We start from the raw sequence: 14,821 nt of genomic DNA on the forward strand, positions 1-14,821 counted from the left end.
CTTGCCGAGCCTTCAATTGTCATCGACCAAACGCACCAGCCGCGAGCACCTCGCGCGCGCCAAGTTCGCCCTGCCCAGCTTCGTGACCTTGCTGTCGATCGCCTGCGGCTTCGGCAGCATCGTGATCTCGGTGGACAACGCGCACGTCGGCGCGCCCGCCGATTACCGGCTGGCGGCAATCCTGCTGGTGCTGGCCGGCGTATTCGATGCGCTCGATGGTTTCGTCGCGCGTCTCACCAAGACCCAGTCCAGCTTCGGCGTGCAGCTCGACTCGATCGCCGACGTGATGAACTTCGGCTGCGCGCCGGGCCTCCTGTTGTATTGCTACGGCTTCGCGCAGCAAAGTGCCGCCCACCCGACCCTGGTGCGCATGGGCGGCCTGGCCTGCTTCGTGTTCGTCGCCTGCGGCGCCCTGCGCCTGGCGCGCTTCAACGTCATGGTGGGCCGCACCGACCCGCGCTACTTCGTCGGCATGCCGATCACCGCCGGCGCGGCCTGCGTGGCCTCGGTGGTGGTGGCCTGGCCCGATCCGGCGACCACGATGGCGCAGTGTTTCGCGATCATGGCGCTGATGCTGGTGGTGGGGACGCTGATGGTGTCGACCATCCGCTTCCCGAGCTCGAAGCACCCGCGCGGCAAGGTGATGCTGGCGCTGCTGGCAGTGTGCGCGGTGCTGCTGGCGGTGCTGCAGACGCGCTTCTTCGTGCTGTTCTTCCTGCTGTACGTGTGCGCGACCCTGCTGCTGAATATCGCCTGGCGCACCGGCTGGCGCGGCATCGCACCGCCCGTGGTCTACGAGGACTGATCAGGCAAACTTGTCGAGCATGGCCGCCAGGTGGGCGGCGCGTGCCTTGCCTTCCTCGAGATCGGCGGCGGTCGCCGTTTGCGTCTGGATCGCGCCCGCCAGCAACTGTACGAAGGAGCGGTCGAGCGCCTTGCGCGCCGCCGCCATCTGCTGGGCCACGGCATCGACGTCCGACGGTCCGGCCGCCAGCGCCACCAGCTTCTGCACTCCGCGCAGCTGGCCTTCGATGCGCGCCAGCCGGTTCAGCAGGTCTTTCTTCTGCTGCGCGGTGAGGGCGCTGCCCTCGACGATCTTGAGCGGGGTGTCGGCCATGTGCTTGTCCTTCAGGCCACTTCGTGTCCCCGCGCGGCGCGCAGGATGCGGAACCAGTCGCCGCGTTCGAGCTGGAAGCCGGTGCCCGCCACCGCTTCGCGGATCGCTTCGAAGCGTCCGGTGCCGGTGAGCGGGATCGGACGGCTCGGAAGCTGCATGATCCAGGCGAACAGCACGCTGGCGAAGGGCTTCTGCATGCGGTCGGCGATTTCCTGGACCACCGCGCGGACATTGGCGGCATTCGCATCGCTTGATGTGAACAGGCGGCCGCCGCCCAGCGGCGACCAGATCATCGGCGCGATGCGCAGGTCCTGCATGCCGTCGAAGGTCTGGTCGAACATCGGTGTTGTGAACATCGGCGAGAACTCGACCTGGTTGGTGGCGAGGGCCACGCGGCGGTTCAGGCATTCGAACTGGTGGCGCGTGAAGTTCGACACGCCCACGTGGCGCACCTTGCCGCTCTGCTGCAGTCGGGTGAAGGCTTCGGCGACCTCGTCGAAGTCCATCAGCGGGTCGGGGCGGTGGATCAGCAGCAGGTCGAGGTGGCTCGTCCCCAGCCGGCGCAGCGATTCCTCGGCCGAGGCGATGATGTGGCCGGCCGTGGTGTCGTAATGCTGGATGCCGTGCTGCGGGTATTTTTCGGAGATCAGCTTGATGCCGCACTTGCTCACCAGCTCGATGCGCTCGCGCAGCGAAGGCTGGGCGCGCAGGGCTTCGCCGAACACGCCTTCGACGCCGTAGTCGCCGTAGATGTCGGCATGGTCGAAGGAAGTGACGCCGAGTTCGATGCACTGCTCGACGAAGGCCACGCGCTGTTCGACCGACATGCCCCATTCGTTCATGCGCCACATGCCGGCCACGATGCGTGACAGTTCGGGGCCGCCCTCGCGCGTGGTGATGCGGGGGCAGTGCAGGTCGGCGGGGAGCGGGTGGGTCATCGCGGTGGGTCCTGTGGTCTTAATTGCACGATTATAGCGGTGCAGGGATAGGCTGTTGGCGTGCACGCAAACTTGGGTTCCGGCCTTCGCCGGAACGACGGCTCATCCTTAAGTGGTACTTTCAGCACGTCATCCCGGCGAAGGCCGGGATCCAAGTTCGTTGCGACCCACCGCGCTTCCTTCACCACAAACGCAAGAAAAAAAAAGCCCGCCCGGCTTGCGCACGGGCGGGCTTTCAGGAACGATCAGGAGATCACTGCATCCAGAGACGCATCGAATCCCAGGCACGCCCGAAGATGCTCGCTTCCTGCACTTCGTCCAGCGTCACCAGCGGCAGCGCGATCAGCGGCTTGCCGTCGACCAGGATCTTCAGCGTGCCGACCTGCGCATTGCGCGCCAGCGGCGCGACCAGCGGATCCTTGCGATCGATGGCCGCCTTCATCTTCGCGGCCACGCCCTTCGGCACGGTCACCAGCACGTCGCGGTTGAAGCCGATCTTCACGGTCGATTCCGAACCCTTCCACACCGGCGGGGTCGCCACCGCCTGGCCCTTCGAGTACAGCTTGACGGTGTCGAAGTTCTGGAAGCCCCAGTTCAGCAGCTTCTGGCTCTCCTGGGTGCGCACCGCATCCGAGGCGGTGCCCAGCACCACCGAGATCAGGCGGCGCTGGCCGGCGTTGCCGTTCGGGCGGCGTGCCGAGGCGATCATGCTGTAGCCCGAGGAATCGGTGTGGCCGGTCTTCATGCCGTCCACGGTCGGGTCCAGCCACAGCAGGCGGTTGCGGTTCTGCTGGGTGATCTTGTTGTAGGTGAACTGCTTGACCGAGTCGATTTTGTAGAACTGGGGGAAGTCGCGGATCACGCTGGCCGCCATGATCGACAGGTCGCTCGCGGTCGAGAAGTTGTTCGCGTCCGGCAGGCCGTGCGGGTTGGCCCAGCGCGTGTTCTTCATGCCCAGGCGCTGGGCTTCGCGGTTCATCAGCGTGACGAAGGTGCCTTCGTCGCCGGCCACGGCTTCCGCCAGCGCCACCGCCGCGTCGTTACCCGACTGGATCATCAGGCCGTGCAGCAGGTCGTTGACCGACACCGGCACCTTGGGATCGATGAACATCTTCGAGCTGCTGGCGTCGACTTTCCAGGCGCGGGTCGAGACGTTGACCATGGTGTCCAGCGTCAGGCGCTTGTCGCGCAGCGCGGCGAAGGTCACGTAGGCCGTCATGACCTTGGTGAGCGAAGCCGGTTCGATACGGGCGTGGGGGTCTTGTGCCGCGATGACCTGGCCGCTGGTCGCGTCGAGCAGGAGCCAGGACTTGGCGGCAACGGTCGGCGCGGGGACGGTCTGTGCGCTGGCCGAAGCCATCAGCAGGCTGGCGGCCACGGCCGCTAACAGTTTTTTCATGGGGGTCGCTCTGTAAAAAATGCTAATGCGGAAGTGCGCAAGGCAATACCGTCAGGTATTGCCTCAAGAGAAGAGCCTAATTATTGCACAGCGACGGGGTCAAATGTCACGCCGCCACATTTCTACGACAAGATTTTTAATGTGGCCAAGCTTGCGGTGGAAGAAGTGGTCGGCGCCCGGGATCACGGTCACGGGGATGTCGAGCGGGCGCGCCCAGTCGAACACTTCCTGCAGCGTGATCGTATCGTCCAGTTCGCCGTGGATCAGGATGGTATCAAGCGGGACCGGCGGCATCGGCCACTTGCCGGCCGCGGTGCCGACCAGCGCCAGGCGCTCGGCCGGACGGCCCTCGGCGATCAGGCGCTGCTGGAACTGGGCCTGCACGAAGGTGCCGAAGGAGAAACCGGACAGCGCCACCGGCAGGCCCGGGTACTGCTGCGTCATGTGCTTGTACATGACGTCCATGTCGTCCACCTCGCCGCGGCCGTCGTCATGCACGCCTTCCGACTCGCCCACGCCGCGGAAGTTGAAGCGCGCGGTGGCGTAGCCGAGGGTGACGAAGGTGCGCGCCAGGGTCTGGGCCACCTTGTTTTCCATGGTGCCGCCATACAGCGGGTGCGGGTGCGCGACCAGCGCGATGCCGCGCGGTTCGCCTTCCGGCAGGTCGAGGATGCACTGCATCTTGCCGGCGTGGCCGTCGAGGGTAAACTTGTGCGAATACTTATTCATTACTTATCAATGCTTGATCAGATTTTCAGGCGTTCCACGACCTTGCCGCCCACCAGGTGGGTGTCGATGATGTCGTCGATGTCGGAGGTGTCCACGTAGGTGTACCAGGTGCCTTCCGGGTAGACCACGAGTACCGGGCCTTCCTCGCAGCGGTCGAGGCAGCCGGACTGGTTGATGCGCACCTTGCCCTGGCCGCTCAGGCCGAGTTCCTTGATGCGCTTCTTGGCGTGCTTCTGGGCCTTCTCGGCGCCGCACTTGCCGCAGCTCTGGCGCGCATCCTTGCCGTCGCGCTCGTTCATGCAGAAGAAGACGTGGTGCTGGTAGAAGGATTGTTCGTCGCTCATGTCGGTCTCGTCAAAGAAGTTTGCAGCCGCAATGATACGGCAAATGCCTAGGGAGCCAGGTCCGGCGGGACCGGGCGCGGCTCCTGGCGGTTCAACTGGTGCGAAGGGAGCAGCAGGAACCACAGCGCGAGGAAGGGCCACATCAGCGACAGGAACTGGGCCGCCCCATTGAAGTTCAGGAACTTGCCCTGTACCCAGCCCTGCAGGGTGGAGACGAAATACGGGTTCACCGGCACCGTGTTGACCACGATGAGGCTGAACACCAGGGTCACGACCGCTAGCCGGCGTTGCGCCACCTGGGGCGCGAACACCAGGCCGGCCAGCATGATCATGCCGATGATGAAGCCGCCTTCCGCGCCGGGCGTCACCCAGACGAAGGCGTTATCCGGCCGGAACAGCAGCGAGCTGGCCAGCGCCTTGACCAGCAGTGCCGCGGCCAGGAAGATCACCATCAGCAGGAAGCGCGGCGCGCTGCGGCGCACCAGGCACATGAGGGTGAGCACGGCGCCGGTCATGCCGCAGGCCGTGATGATGGTCTCGGACAGCCAGTACTGCTCCACCGTCATCGGTGCACCGGGACGCAGCATGCTCACCAGGTCGATATCGCTGTCGAACCAGCGCGACAGCCAGCCGGAGACGATGGGCAGCACCTGGCCGTGGCCGAACAGATAGCTTTGCGGGTAGATCTGCGCCAGCGGCCACAGGGCCACCAGCACCAGGCCCTGGCTGGCGTAGGGCGCGAACCAGCGCCGCCGCAGCTGGAACAGGCGGCTGCGGTCGAGCAGGCCGGGCGCCCACCAGGCCCCCAGCAGGGCGCCCAGCAGGCAGCCGCCGGCATTGGTGATGAGGTCGAGGTTGGAGGGCACGCGGCTGGGCAGGAAGTTCTGCACCGCTTCCATCGTGATCGTGACCAGGATGCCGCCGAGCGCCGCCAGCAGCACCGCCCAGATGCCGCGCAGGCGCGGATACACCGACAGCACCAGCAGCACGCCGAGCGGCACGTAGCCGAACACGTTGACGCCGACGTCGAAGCCGGTCCAGTAGCGCTGCTTGGCCAGGTTGAGGAAGGTGAACAGCGGCAGGCCGCTGTCGCGCCAGCCCGTGAACGGATACCAGCTGGCGTAGATGATCAGCAGCAGGTAGGCCAGCAGCGCCGCCCGTGCGATCGGCGAGCCGCGTCCGTCGCGCGGGCGTTCGCGCTGCTCCACGACGGCGTTTGGCTTGGTCATCGTTTTCGGGTGTCGACCGTCGCCAGCCAGGCCAGGATGTCGGCCGCGACGGCATCGGTGCTGGTGGCCAGGGCGCGCGCGCCGCCCGGAGCATCGGCGCTCGGGGCCGGCGTGATCCGGGTGAAGCTGCGCTGGTCGAGCAGGCGGTGGTCGCTGAACAGCGAGGCGCGCAGGGTGATCTGGCCTTCGCTCTGGCTCACGCCGCTGAAGCCGTGGACGAAGTCGTCCACCTCGATGCGCAGCAGCGGCACGCCGGTGGAGGCGTCGGTGGCCGACAGCACCTTCATGCCCGACTGCGCCAGGCGCGCCTTGACGCGCTGGGTGAGCATCTGCAGCGGGTTGCTGGCCCAGCGGCTGTTGGCATAGGTGCGGGCCTGCAGCGCATCGGCGTAGTTCAGGCGGTAGTACATGCGCTCGTTCTCGAGGGCGGCCGGGCCGGTGGCGTCCATGACGACCAGCGCGGGCAAGGCTGCCGGTGCGGCCGCCTGCTGGCTGTTCGGTGCGGCCGGACCGAAATCATAGGTCGTGCTTTCCTGGGCCTTGTTGCTGGCGCAGCCGGCCAGCAGGACGGCGGACGCCGCGAGGGCGAGCAGGGAGCGGATCGGAAAACGAAGCAAATCAGCGGTCACGTTGGTCCTCATTTGGTCGGTGGCACGAAGCCCGGTTCGCCCGGTCCCGGCTGGGCGCCCGGGGCGCCGAACAGGATGCTCTGCGGGCGGTCGGACAGCGAGGTGGCGGTGCGCTTCACGGCGCGCAGCGCGCCGCGCGCCTCGTCGGTCATTTGGACGACGTGCGGCAGGGTTTCGAGTTCGAGTTCGCTGGTGGCCGACTGCAGCGAGCCGACCGCGCCGTTCAGGCGCTCGAGCGGGCCGTCCGGGGCCTGCAGGCGGGTGGCGAGCTGGCTGTAGTTATTGGCGGTGGCGCTGATGTTGCCGGCCGCCGCGTCGAAGGAGCTCAGGCTGCGTTCGAGTTTCGCGGTGAGCGCCGGCATGCGCTCGATGGTCGGCTCCAGCTTTTGCGGAATGGCGGCATAGGCGTCGGCCGCCTTGCCGATGCTGTCGAAGGCGCCGATGATGGTCTTCTGGTTTTCCGGGCCGAGCATCTTGTCCAGGCTCTCGGTGATCTGCTCGGTCTTGTCGAGGATGGCCAGGCCGCGCTTTTCCAGCTGGTCGAGCAGGCCCGGACGCAGCGGGATACGCGCCGGCCGGTCTTCGCTGGCCGCCAGGCGCGGCGAGCCGGTACGGTCGTCGTCGAGCTGGATGAAGGCGATGCCGGTCACGCCCTGGTAGCCGAGCGAGGCGAAGGTGGTGGTGGTGATCGGCGAATCCTTCTCGACCGACAGGCGGATCAGGATCTGGCCGGTGACGCGCGGGTCGAACACGATCTCGTCCACGCGGCCCACTTCCAGGCCGCGGTAGCGCACGGTCGCTTGCGGGTTGAGGCCCGGGATCGACTGCGTGGTGACGATCTCATAGGGCAGCAGCTCGGTGCGGTCGCGGTTGAACCACAGCCCGGCCAGCACCGCCGCAACCACCAGGGCGATCGTGAACACGCCCGTCATCAGGGCATACGACCTGTTTTCCATACTCAGTCCTCCGAATCGTTCTGGGCCTGGCGCTCTTCGAGCACTTCGAGTGCCCGCTGGCCGCGCGGGCCCAGGAAAAAGTGTTTGATGAAGGGATGCTCGACCCGCAGCACGTCGCAGGCCGGCCCGACCGCCAGCACGTGCTTTTCCGCCAGCACGGCGATGCGCGAGGACAGCGCGAACAGCGTGTCGAGGTCGTGGGTGACCATCACCACGGTGAGCTTCAGCTCACTGTGCAGGGTCTGGATCAGCGCCACGAAGGCATCCGAGAGGTCGGGGTCGAGCCCCGCGGTCGGTTCGTCCAGGAACAATAGTTGGGGTTCGAGCGCCAGGGCGCGCGCCAGCGCCGCGCGCTTGACCATCCCGCCCGACAGGTCGGACGGCATCTTGTTGGCATGCTCGGGACCGAGGCCGACCATGTCCATCTTGAGCAGCACGGCGTCGCGGATCACGTCCTCGGGCAGCGCGCGCAGTTCGCGCATGGGGAAGGCGATGTTGTCGAACACGCTCAGGGCCGAGTACAGCGCGCCCTGCTGGAACAGCATGCCCCAGTGGTTGCGCATGTGCTGCAGCTGCTCCGGATCGGCCTGGGTGATGTCCTCGCCGAACACCTTGACGCAGCCTTGCGAGGGATGTTCCAGGCCCAGCATCTGGCGCAGCAGCACGGTCTTGCCGGTGCCCGAGCCGCCGACGATGGTGAGGATCTCGCCGGCGTAGATGTCGAGGTTCAGGTCCTGGTGCACCACGGTGCGGCCGAAGCGCGTCCACAGGTTGCGGATCTCGACCACCGGTGGCCCGACGTCTTCCTCGGGGCGCTTGTTCAGGCGCTGCGGCTGGCGGTCTTTTATGTCGGCCATCAGAACCCCACGTCGTTGAAGATGATGGCGAACACCGCGTCCGCCAGGATGACCACGGTGATCGCGGTGACCACCGCGGTGGTGGTGCCGCGGCCCAGGCTTTCGGTGTTCGGCTGGATGCGCAGGCCGAAGTGGCAGGACACCAGCGCGATCAGCATGCCGAACACGCAGCCCTTGAGCAGGCCGATCGTGTAGTTCACCACCGGTACCGCGTCCGGCAGCTTCTGGATGAAGTAGCGGAACGACAGGCCCAGCTCGATCTTGGCCGAGACCATGCCGCCGATCAGGGCCATCGCATCGGTCCAGACCACCAGCAGCGGCATCGAGATCGCCAGGGCGATCACCTTGGGCATGATCAGGCGCTGGCCGTGCGAGATGCCCATCACCAGCATGGCGTCGAGCTCCTCGGTCACCCGCATCACGCCCAGCTGCGCGGTGATGGACGAACCGGAGCGGCCGGCCACCAGGATCGCCGCCAGCAGCGGGCCGAGTTCGCGGATCACGGACATGCCCAGGATATTGACGATGTAGATGTCGCCGCCGAACATGCGCAGCTGCTGCGAGGACAGGAAGGACAGCACGACCCCGATCAGGAAACCGACCATGGCCGTGATGCCGAGCGCCTGGAAGCCGGAGTGGTAGATGTTGGCCGAGATTTCGCGCCAGGGACCGGCCTGCGGGCGGCGGATGAAGCGCCCGAAGTCCAGTACCAGCTGGCCGATCAGGCCGACGAAGCCGCGCAGGTGTTCAAAAAAGGACAGGACGCCGCCGCCCAGGACGATCAGCCAGTTCAGCGGGCTGACCCGGTGGCGCGGCAGCTTGATGGCGCTGGCCTTCTCGATGCGGCCGAACAGTTCTTCGTGCTGCGGGTCGAGCGTGAGGCGCTCGGGGCGCTGCTTGCCCCAGGCGTTCCAGAACATCTGGGCGCCGACGTGGTCGAGACGCTCGATGTTCGACAGGTCCCATTCGAGCGTCTGCTTGTGCTTGAGCGCCGCCAGGGTGCGGGTGATCGCCTTGAGGACGCCGCGCCGGCCCAGCGTATGCACCTGCCAGACGCCGCTGGCCACGATAGATTGGGTCGCGCCGCTGCCCGAAGCCTTGTCTGGATGCTGGATGCTTAATATTGGCGCGTTTTCAATCTGCATTGCGCCAGTGTAAAAGAGAATCGTTATCGCTGCTACACGGTTACCGTGTCAGGCAGCAAGATGACGCACCTGGCGCTGCGGCGCTGCGGCCACCGGCGTATGCACCGTGGCGGTGTCGACCTTGCCCGCATAGTCGCTGGCCAGCAGCGCCGCGGCCTCCGCGCGTCCCATGCCGCGCAGCTGCAGCCATTCCTGCACCAACTTCGCCAGCTTCTCGAGCGCGATGCGGTGGGTGGCATCGGTCTTGGTGTAGATCCAGCTTGAAAAAGCCATGAAGTTGTCGAAGGGGGCGTCCGCCAGCAGCGCGCGCGTGGTATTGGCGAAGCGGCCCGAATTGGCGACCAGGTCCCAGTATCGGGCGAAACGCACCAGGCGCTGCATGGCCGGGAAGTCGATCAGGCTGGTCGCCAGCACGGTATAGGGCGGATAGGGATCGTAGACCATGCCGAAGGGCTCGGTGTGGCGGATGATCGGGGTGCCGCGCAGGCGCTTGAGGATGCCGAACTGGATTTCCTGGGCGCCCAGCCCGACCAGCTGGTCGAAGCCGCGCGCGAAGCTGGCCACGTCCTCGCCCGGCAGGCCGGCGATCAGGTCCACGTGAAGGTGAGTGGTCGAGTGTTCGGTCAGCCAGCGGATGTTGTCGGCGGCCTTGGCATTGTCCTGGCGCCGGCTCACCAGGGCCTGCACCTCGGGGTTGAAGCTCTGGATGCCGATCTCGAACTGCAGGGCGCCCGGCGGGAATTTGGCGATGCTGTCCTTCAGGGCATCCGGCAGGTGGTCGGGAACCAGCTCGAAGTGGGCGTAGACCGGGTCATCCGGGTTCGCTTCCAGCTTGTCGAGGAAGAACTGCATGATGCGCAGGCTGGTCTTGACGTTCAGGTTGAAGGTGCGGTCGACGAACTTGAACAGGCGCGCGCCGCGTGCATACAGCGACTCCATCTCGGCCAGGAAGGCGTCGAGCGGGAAGGGCCAGGCGGTCTTGTCGAGCGAGGACAGGCAGAACTCGCACTTGAACGGGCAGCCGCGCGAGGCTTCCACGTACAGGGTGCGGTGGGCGATGTCCTCGTCACTATATAAAGAGTAGGGAAGGGCGATCTCCGCCATCGGCGGCTGCACGCCGGCATGCACCTTCATCAGCGGCTTGGGGCCGTTCAGGATCTCGCCGCACAGCTTGGGGAACGTCACGTCGCCCCAACCGGTCACCACGTAGTCTGCCAGGCGCACGATCTCCTGCTCGCCGGTCTCGTGCGAGACCTCGGGGCCGCCCAGGATCACGGTCACCTGCGGCGCCACGCGCTTGAGCATGGCCACCAGGCGGGTGGTCTCCTCGACGTTCCAGATATAGACGCCCAGGCCGACGATGCGCGGTGCGTGGGCCAGGATGCGCTCGACCAGGTCGCTGGTCTTGGCGCCGATGACGAATTCGTGGATGCGCGTCTCCGACTGCAGCGGGCCCATGTTGGCCAGCAGATAACGGAGTCCGAGGGAAGCGTGGGTGTAGCGCGCGTTGAGCGTGGAAAGCAGGATGGTCATCCCGCGCATTGTACCGAATGCGCGGGCGCCGAATACAGGGAAGCGAATGCTTCCCTGGGCGATACTTCAGCTTATTGCTTGACGGTACGGGTACCGACCACTTCGATGGTCACGCGGCGGTTCTTGGCGCGGCCTTCGGCGGTAGCGTTGTCGGCGACCGGCTGGGTCTCGCCCTTGCCTTCGGTGTACAGGCGGGCCGGATCCAGGCCTTTCGACACCATGTAGGCCTTGACGGCTTCGGCGCGGCGCAGCGACAGCTTGTCGTTGTAGGCGTTGGTGCCGACCGAGTCGGTGTGGCCGACGGCGATCATGACTTCGGTGTTCAGGCCTTCCAGTTTCGACATGAACTCATCCAGTGCCGCCTTGCCTTCCGGCTTGACGATCGCCTTGTCGAAGTCGAACAGGGCTTCCGCCGCGATCGAGACTTTTTCCGAGGTCGGAACCGGTTCCGGTGCCGGCTGGACCGGGGCGGCGACTGGCGCCGGTGCAGGTGCCGGGGCCACTTCGACCGGTGCCGGTGCGACGTAGGCGGCCTTGGCCGGACGGCCGAACTTGTAGACCAGGCTCAGGGACGCCATGTCGACGTCGCCGCGGTTTTGCACGGCATCTTTCACGCGGTAGCGTTCGACTTCGGCGCGCAGTGCCAGCGCTTCGGTGAACTTGAACTCGGCGCCCAGGCCGAATTTCGCAGCGCGGCGGCCGCCTTCCGGATTCGGCGTGATGACGGCATTCAGCACGTTGCCGGTGTAATGGTTATGCGACTTCGCGTATTGCCAGCCGGCGCGGCCCAGCAGCGAGAAGCGCTCGGTCAGCGGCAGCTGGCCGACCAGGTCCAGGTTCCAGCCGCGGAACTCGCGTTCGCCGCGCAGCACGCGGTTGGCGGTGGTGCCGGCTTCGAAGGTGAATTCGCCCAGGTTGAAGTAGCCGCCTTCGACTGCGAAGTAGCGGTTGAACTGTTTGCCGACGAAGAACTTGTAGCCCTTGTCGCGGTTGTCCGCGGTATAGGAAGTCAGGGGCAGGCCGGCCTGGGACATGCGGCGCGCCAGGTCGTTGTCATAGATCTTGGCGCGCGTACGGCCGATGCCCGCGCCCATGTACCAGGCGCTGTTGGCCCAGTCAGGGTTCACGAAGCTGCTGCTGGTGTCGGTTGGCTGTTGGGCGACGGTGTCCTGCGGCGCTGCGTGGGCGCTCATCATGGTTGCGCAGGCGAGGGCGATCAGTGCGGCGAGTTTGCTGGAAGTTTTCATTTTTTTAGGTTCGATATGCGATGACAGGGTTAAAGACTTGGGTGAATTGCTGAGTGAAGTATTACCTTTCGGCATCTTCCTTTCTGTTCGTTATCTCGCATAAAGAGAAATATTCTCAAAATAACAACAGCAACTTCCTCCCTCTTATGCTCATCAATTCATGCCTTTCGCATATCGTGCGCGCGATGCTTCAGAGTTAAAGTGACGCGTTATTCAACTGTTAACTCTTGCCATCGCCGCAGAAAGGTTCTCATGCAAGCCCGGACCAGCGCATTCCAGCTTCCCCTCAGGCTTCTGTTCACAACGACGATCGCTCTGGCGCTGGGCGCCTGCGGCCGCGGCCAGGAGGCCGGGCAGTCGGCGGCGATGTCGAAGACTGCCTCCAATAAAGAGGCCGTCGCCCGTATCAAGGTCGATGTCGCCCGCACGACCCACGGTGTGCCGCATGTGCGGGCCACGGACTTCCGCAGCCTCGGCTACGGCTTGGCCTATGCCTATGCCCAGGATAACGTCTGCATGTTTGCCGATTCGCTGCTGACCGTGCGCGGCGAGCGCTCGCTGTACTTCGGCGCCGAGGCGCGTCCGCGCCAGCGCACCGGCGACGAATACGGGGGCGGCAGCGGCTTCATGGATTTGAAGAATGAAGACAGCGATTTCTTCTTCAAGGGCTATCTCGACCTCGACCGCCTGCGCGCCGACTATGCCGCCGGCCCGTCTGAGCCGCGCCAGCTGCTCGAAGGTTTTGTCGATGGCTATAACCGCTACCTGAAAGACTATGCCGGCAAGCTGCCCGCCGCCTGCGCCGGCGCCAAGTGGGTCAAGCCGATGAGCTTCGACGACATGGCCCTGGTGGTGGCCGAAAAGGCGCTGCATGCTTCCGGCCAGGTCTTCGCCGCCGATTTCGTCGCTGCGGGCCGCATCCCCGGCGCGACCGTGAGTCTGGCCAAGGCATCACCGCGCAAGCTCGATACCCGCAGCCTGGTGGCCCAGCTCGAACAGCTCAAGCGCCAGGGCATCGGCAGCAATGCGCTGGCGGTCGGCAAGGACGCGTCCAGCAACGGCCGTGGTCTCCTGTTCGGCAACCCGCACTTCCCATGGACCACCACCGACCGCTTCTACCAGGCGCACCTGACGGTCCCGGGCCGCTACGACGCGATGGGGGTGATCATCGGCGGCGTGCCGGCGGTCGTCATCGGCTTCAACCGCGACGTGGCCTGGAGCCACACTGTGACCACCGCCTACCATTTCACCACCTTCCGCCTGGCGCTGGACGCCGGTGACCCGACCGGCACCACCTACCTGTTCGATGGCGAGCGGCGCAAGATGCGCTCCAAGACCGTCACCGTTGAAGCCCTGCAGCCTGACGGTTCGGTAAGCCGGCGCAGCAAGGCCTTCTATTTCAGCCACCAGGGCGCCGTCATCGTCCGTCCCGAAGCCGGCATGAGCTGGAGCTCGGCCGCCGCCTTCGTGCTGGCGGACCCGAACCGCAACAATACCCGCATGCTGGAACAATGGCTGGGCATCGGCACGGCCGGCAGCGTGCGCGAACTGAAGGCTTCGCTCGACAAGGTGGTGGGCCTGCCCTGGGTGAACACGATCGCGGCCGACCGCGACGGCAATACCTTGTATGCGGACGCCAGCGTGGTGCCGCATATGAATACGGACAAGTTCATCAACGGCTGCCTGCTGCTGGAAGCCGCCCTGATGTTCGACGGTTCGCGCAGCAGCTGCGCCTGGGGCCAGGATGCGGGTGCGCCAAGCGGCATCTACTCGCCGAAGAACGCGCCCTGGATGATGCGCACCGATTATGTCGGCAATTCCAACGACAGCTATTGGCTGACCAATCCGAAAGAGCGCTTGACCGGCCCCGCGCCCTTCGGCTACTCGCCGCTGTATGGCAGCGCCGGTATCGAACAGAGCCTGCGTACCCGCCTCGGCTTCCGCCAGCTCGAGGAGATGCTGGCGCAAAAGCGCAGGCTGGGCCTGGCGGACATGCAGGCGCTGGCCTTCTCGAACCGCGTCCATGCGGCCGAACTGGTGCTGCCTGAACTGCTGACTGCCTGCGCCGCCCTCAGCAATGAGCTGTCTCACCGCGCCTGCAACACCTTGCAGGCCTGGGACCGCCGCGCCGACGTCGACAGCCGTGGTGCAGTCCTGTTCCGTGAATTCTGGAGCATCGCCTCCCGGATTCCGAACAAGTGGGCCACGCCTTTCGATCCGGCCGACCCGGTGCATACCCCGCACGGCGTGGCGCCGGCGGCGATGCCGGCCATGCTGGTAGCCTTACGTACTGCGGCTGCGAAGCTGGACTCGCTCGGCGTGCCGCTCGACGGCCGGCTCGGCGACTACCAGGTGGAGCCGCGCAATGGTGTGCGTATTCCTCTGCATGGCGGGAATGGCGATGAGGAAGGCAGCTATAGTTCGCTGACCATGGCCACGCCGCTGACCCCGGCCGGCTATCTGGGTGTGTACTGGGGCCAGAGCTATATCCAGACCGTCGGTTTCGACGAGCGGGGCCCGGTGGCCCAGGCGATGCTGACCTACGGCCAGTCGACCGATCCCAAGTCGCCCTGGTATGCCGATCAGACCAAGGTGTACTCACGCAAGGGATGGCCGGTGCTGCCGTTCACGCCCGACAGGATCCAGGCTGACCCTCACTACACGAGCATGACGCTGCGGGACTAGGCCGCGGGGAAGC

The 14,821-nt window shown here is 65.8% G+C and carries 14 protein-coding genes; 2 read left to right on the forward strand and 12 right to left on the reverse strand.

All coding sequences use genetic code 11. The features are described from left to right. Positions 1-16 precede the first annotated feature (16 nt). Entirely contained in the window at positions 17-805 is a 789-nt protein-coding gene (pssA, locus tag ACSQ25_RS01165; RefSeq protein WP_436103894.1) for a CDP-diacylglycerol--serine O-phosphatidyltransferase, read from the forward strand. On the opposite strand, the gene ACSQ25_RS01170 is transcribed toward pssA, so the two are convergent. The 12 genes from ACSQ25_RS01170 to ACSQ25_RS01225 all read right to left on the reverse strand — a co-directional run bounded on the left by ACSQ25_RS01170 (position 806) and on the right by ACSQ25_RS01225 (position 12,123). After that, a complete protein-coding gene (locus ACSQ25_RS01170) occupies positions 806-1,117 on the reverse strand; it encodes a metal-sensitive transcriptional regulator (protein WP_436103895.1) in 312 nt (103 codons plus the stop codon). Positions 1,118-1,128: 11 nt separating this feature from the next. Further along, positions 1,129-2,055, reverse strand: a complete 927-nt coding sequence (locus ACSQ25_RS01175) for an aldo/keto reductase (RefSeq protein WP_436103896.1) — start codon at positions 2,053-2,055, stop codon at positions 1,129-1,131. A gap of 253 nt (positions 2,056-2,308) precedes the next feature. Then, the gene (locus ACSQ25_RS01180) at positions 2,309-3,454 is read right to left on the reverse strand and encodes a D-alanyl-D-alanine carboxypeptidase family protein (RefSeq protein WP_436103897.1); all 1,146 of its coding nucleotides are present in this window, start codon (positions 3,452-3,454) and stop codon (positions 2,309-2,311) included. A 99-nt stretch (positions 3,455-3,553) separates the two neighbouring features. Further along, the gene (locus ACSQ25_RS01185; protein WP_436103898.1) at positions 3,554-4,183 is read right to left on the reverse strand and encodes an alpha/beta hydrolase; all 630 of its coding nucleotides are present in this window, start codon (positions 4,181-4,183) and stop codon (positions 3,554-3,556) included. 17 nt (positions 4,184-4,200) lie between these two features. Further along, a complete protein-coding gene (locus ACSQ25_RS01190; RefSeq protein WP_436103899.1) occupies positions 4,201-4,527 on the reverse strand; it encodes a (2Fe-2S) ferredoxin domain-containing protein in 327 nt (108 codons plus the stop codon). 47 nt (positions 4,528-4,574) lie between these two features. Continuing rightward, on the reverse strand, positions 4,575-5,756 hold the full coding sequence (locus ACSQ25_RS01195; RefSeq protein WP_436103900.1) for a VanZ family protein: 1,182 nt from the start codon (positions 5,754-5,756) through the stop codon (positions 4,575-4,577). Continuing rightward, the gene (locus ACSQ25_RS01200; protein ID WP_436103901.1) at positions 5,753-6,385 is read right to left on the reverse strand and encodes an ABC-type transport auxiliary lipoprotein family protein; all 633 of its coding nucleotides are present in this window, start codon (positions 6,383-6,385) and stop codon (positions 5,753-5,755) included. The genes ACSQ25_RS01195 and ACSQ25_RS01200 overlap by 4 nt, the downstream gene beginning before the upstream one ends. Before the next feature lie 8 nt (positions 6,386-6,393). After that, positions 6,394-7,341 (reverse strand): MlaD family protein, encoded by a 948-nt coding sequence (locus tag ACSQ25_RS01205; RefSeq protein ID WP_436103902.1) that lies wholly within the window; start codon positions 7,339-7,341, stop codon positions 6,394-6,396. A gap of 2 nt (positions 7,342-7,343) precedes the next feature. After that, on the reverse strand, positions 7,344-8,198 hold the full coding sequence (locus ACSQ25_RS01210) for an ABC transporter ATP-binding protein (protein ID WP_436103903.1): 855 nt from the start codon (positions 8,196-8,198) through the stop codon (positions 7,344-7,346). After that, complete coding sequence (locus ACSQ25_RS01215) at positions 8,198-9,343, reverse strand: MlaE family ABC transporter permease (protein WP_436103904.1); 1,146 nt, start codon at positions 9,341-9,343, stop codon at positions 8,198-8,200. The genes ACSQ25_RS01210 and ACSQ25_RS01215 overlap by 1 nt, the downstream gene beginning before the upstream one ends. Before the next feature lie 48 nt (positions 9,344-9,391). Then, a complete protein-coding gene (locus tag ACSQ25_RS01220) occupies positions 9,392-10,876 on the reverse strand; it encodes a DUF4080 domain-containing protein (protein WP_436103905.1) in 1,485 nt (494 codons plus the stop codon). 71 nt (positions 10,877-10,947) lie between these two features. Next, a complete protein-coding gene (locus ACSQ25_RS01225) occupies positions 10,948-12,123 on the reverse strand; it encodes an OmpA family protein (RefSeq protein ID WP_436103906.1) in 1,176 nt (391 codons plus the stop codon). Between the two features lie 252 nt (positions 12,124-12,375). Between ACSQ25_RS01225 and ACSQ25_RS01230 the strand changes: the two genes are divergently transcribed. Next, on the forward strand, positions 12,376-14,808 hold the full coding sequence (locus ACSQ25_RS01230) for a penicillin acylase family protein (RefSeq protein WP_436103907.1): 2,433 nt from the start codon (positions 12,376-12,378) through the stop codon (positions 14,806-14,808). Positions 14,809-14,821 lie beyond the last annotated feature (13 nt).

Origin of the sequence: Massilia sp. LjRoot122, assembly GCF_964252725.1 — a bacterium.
Lineage (GTDB): Bacteria > Pseudomonadota > Gammaproteobacteria > Burkholderiales > Burkholderiaceae_D > Telluria.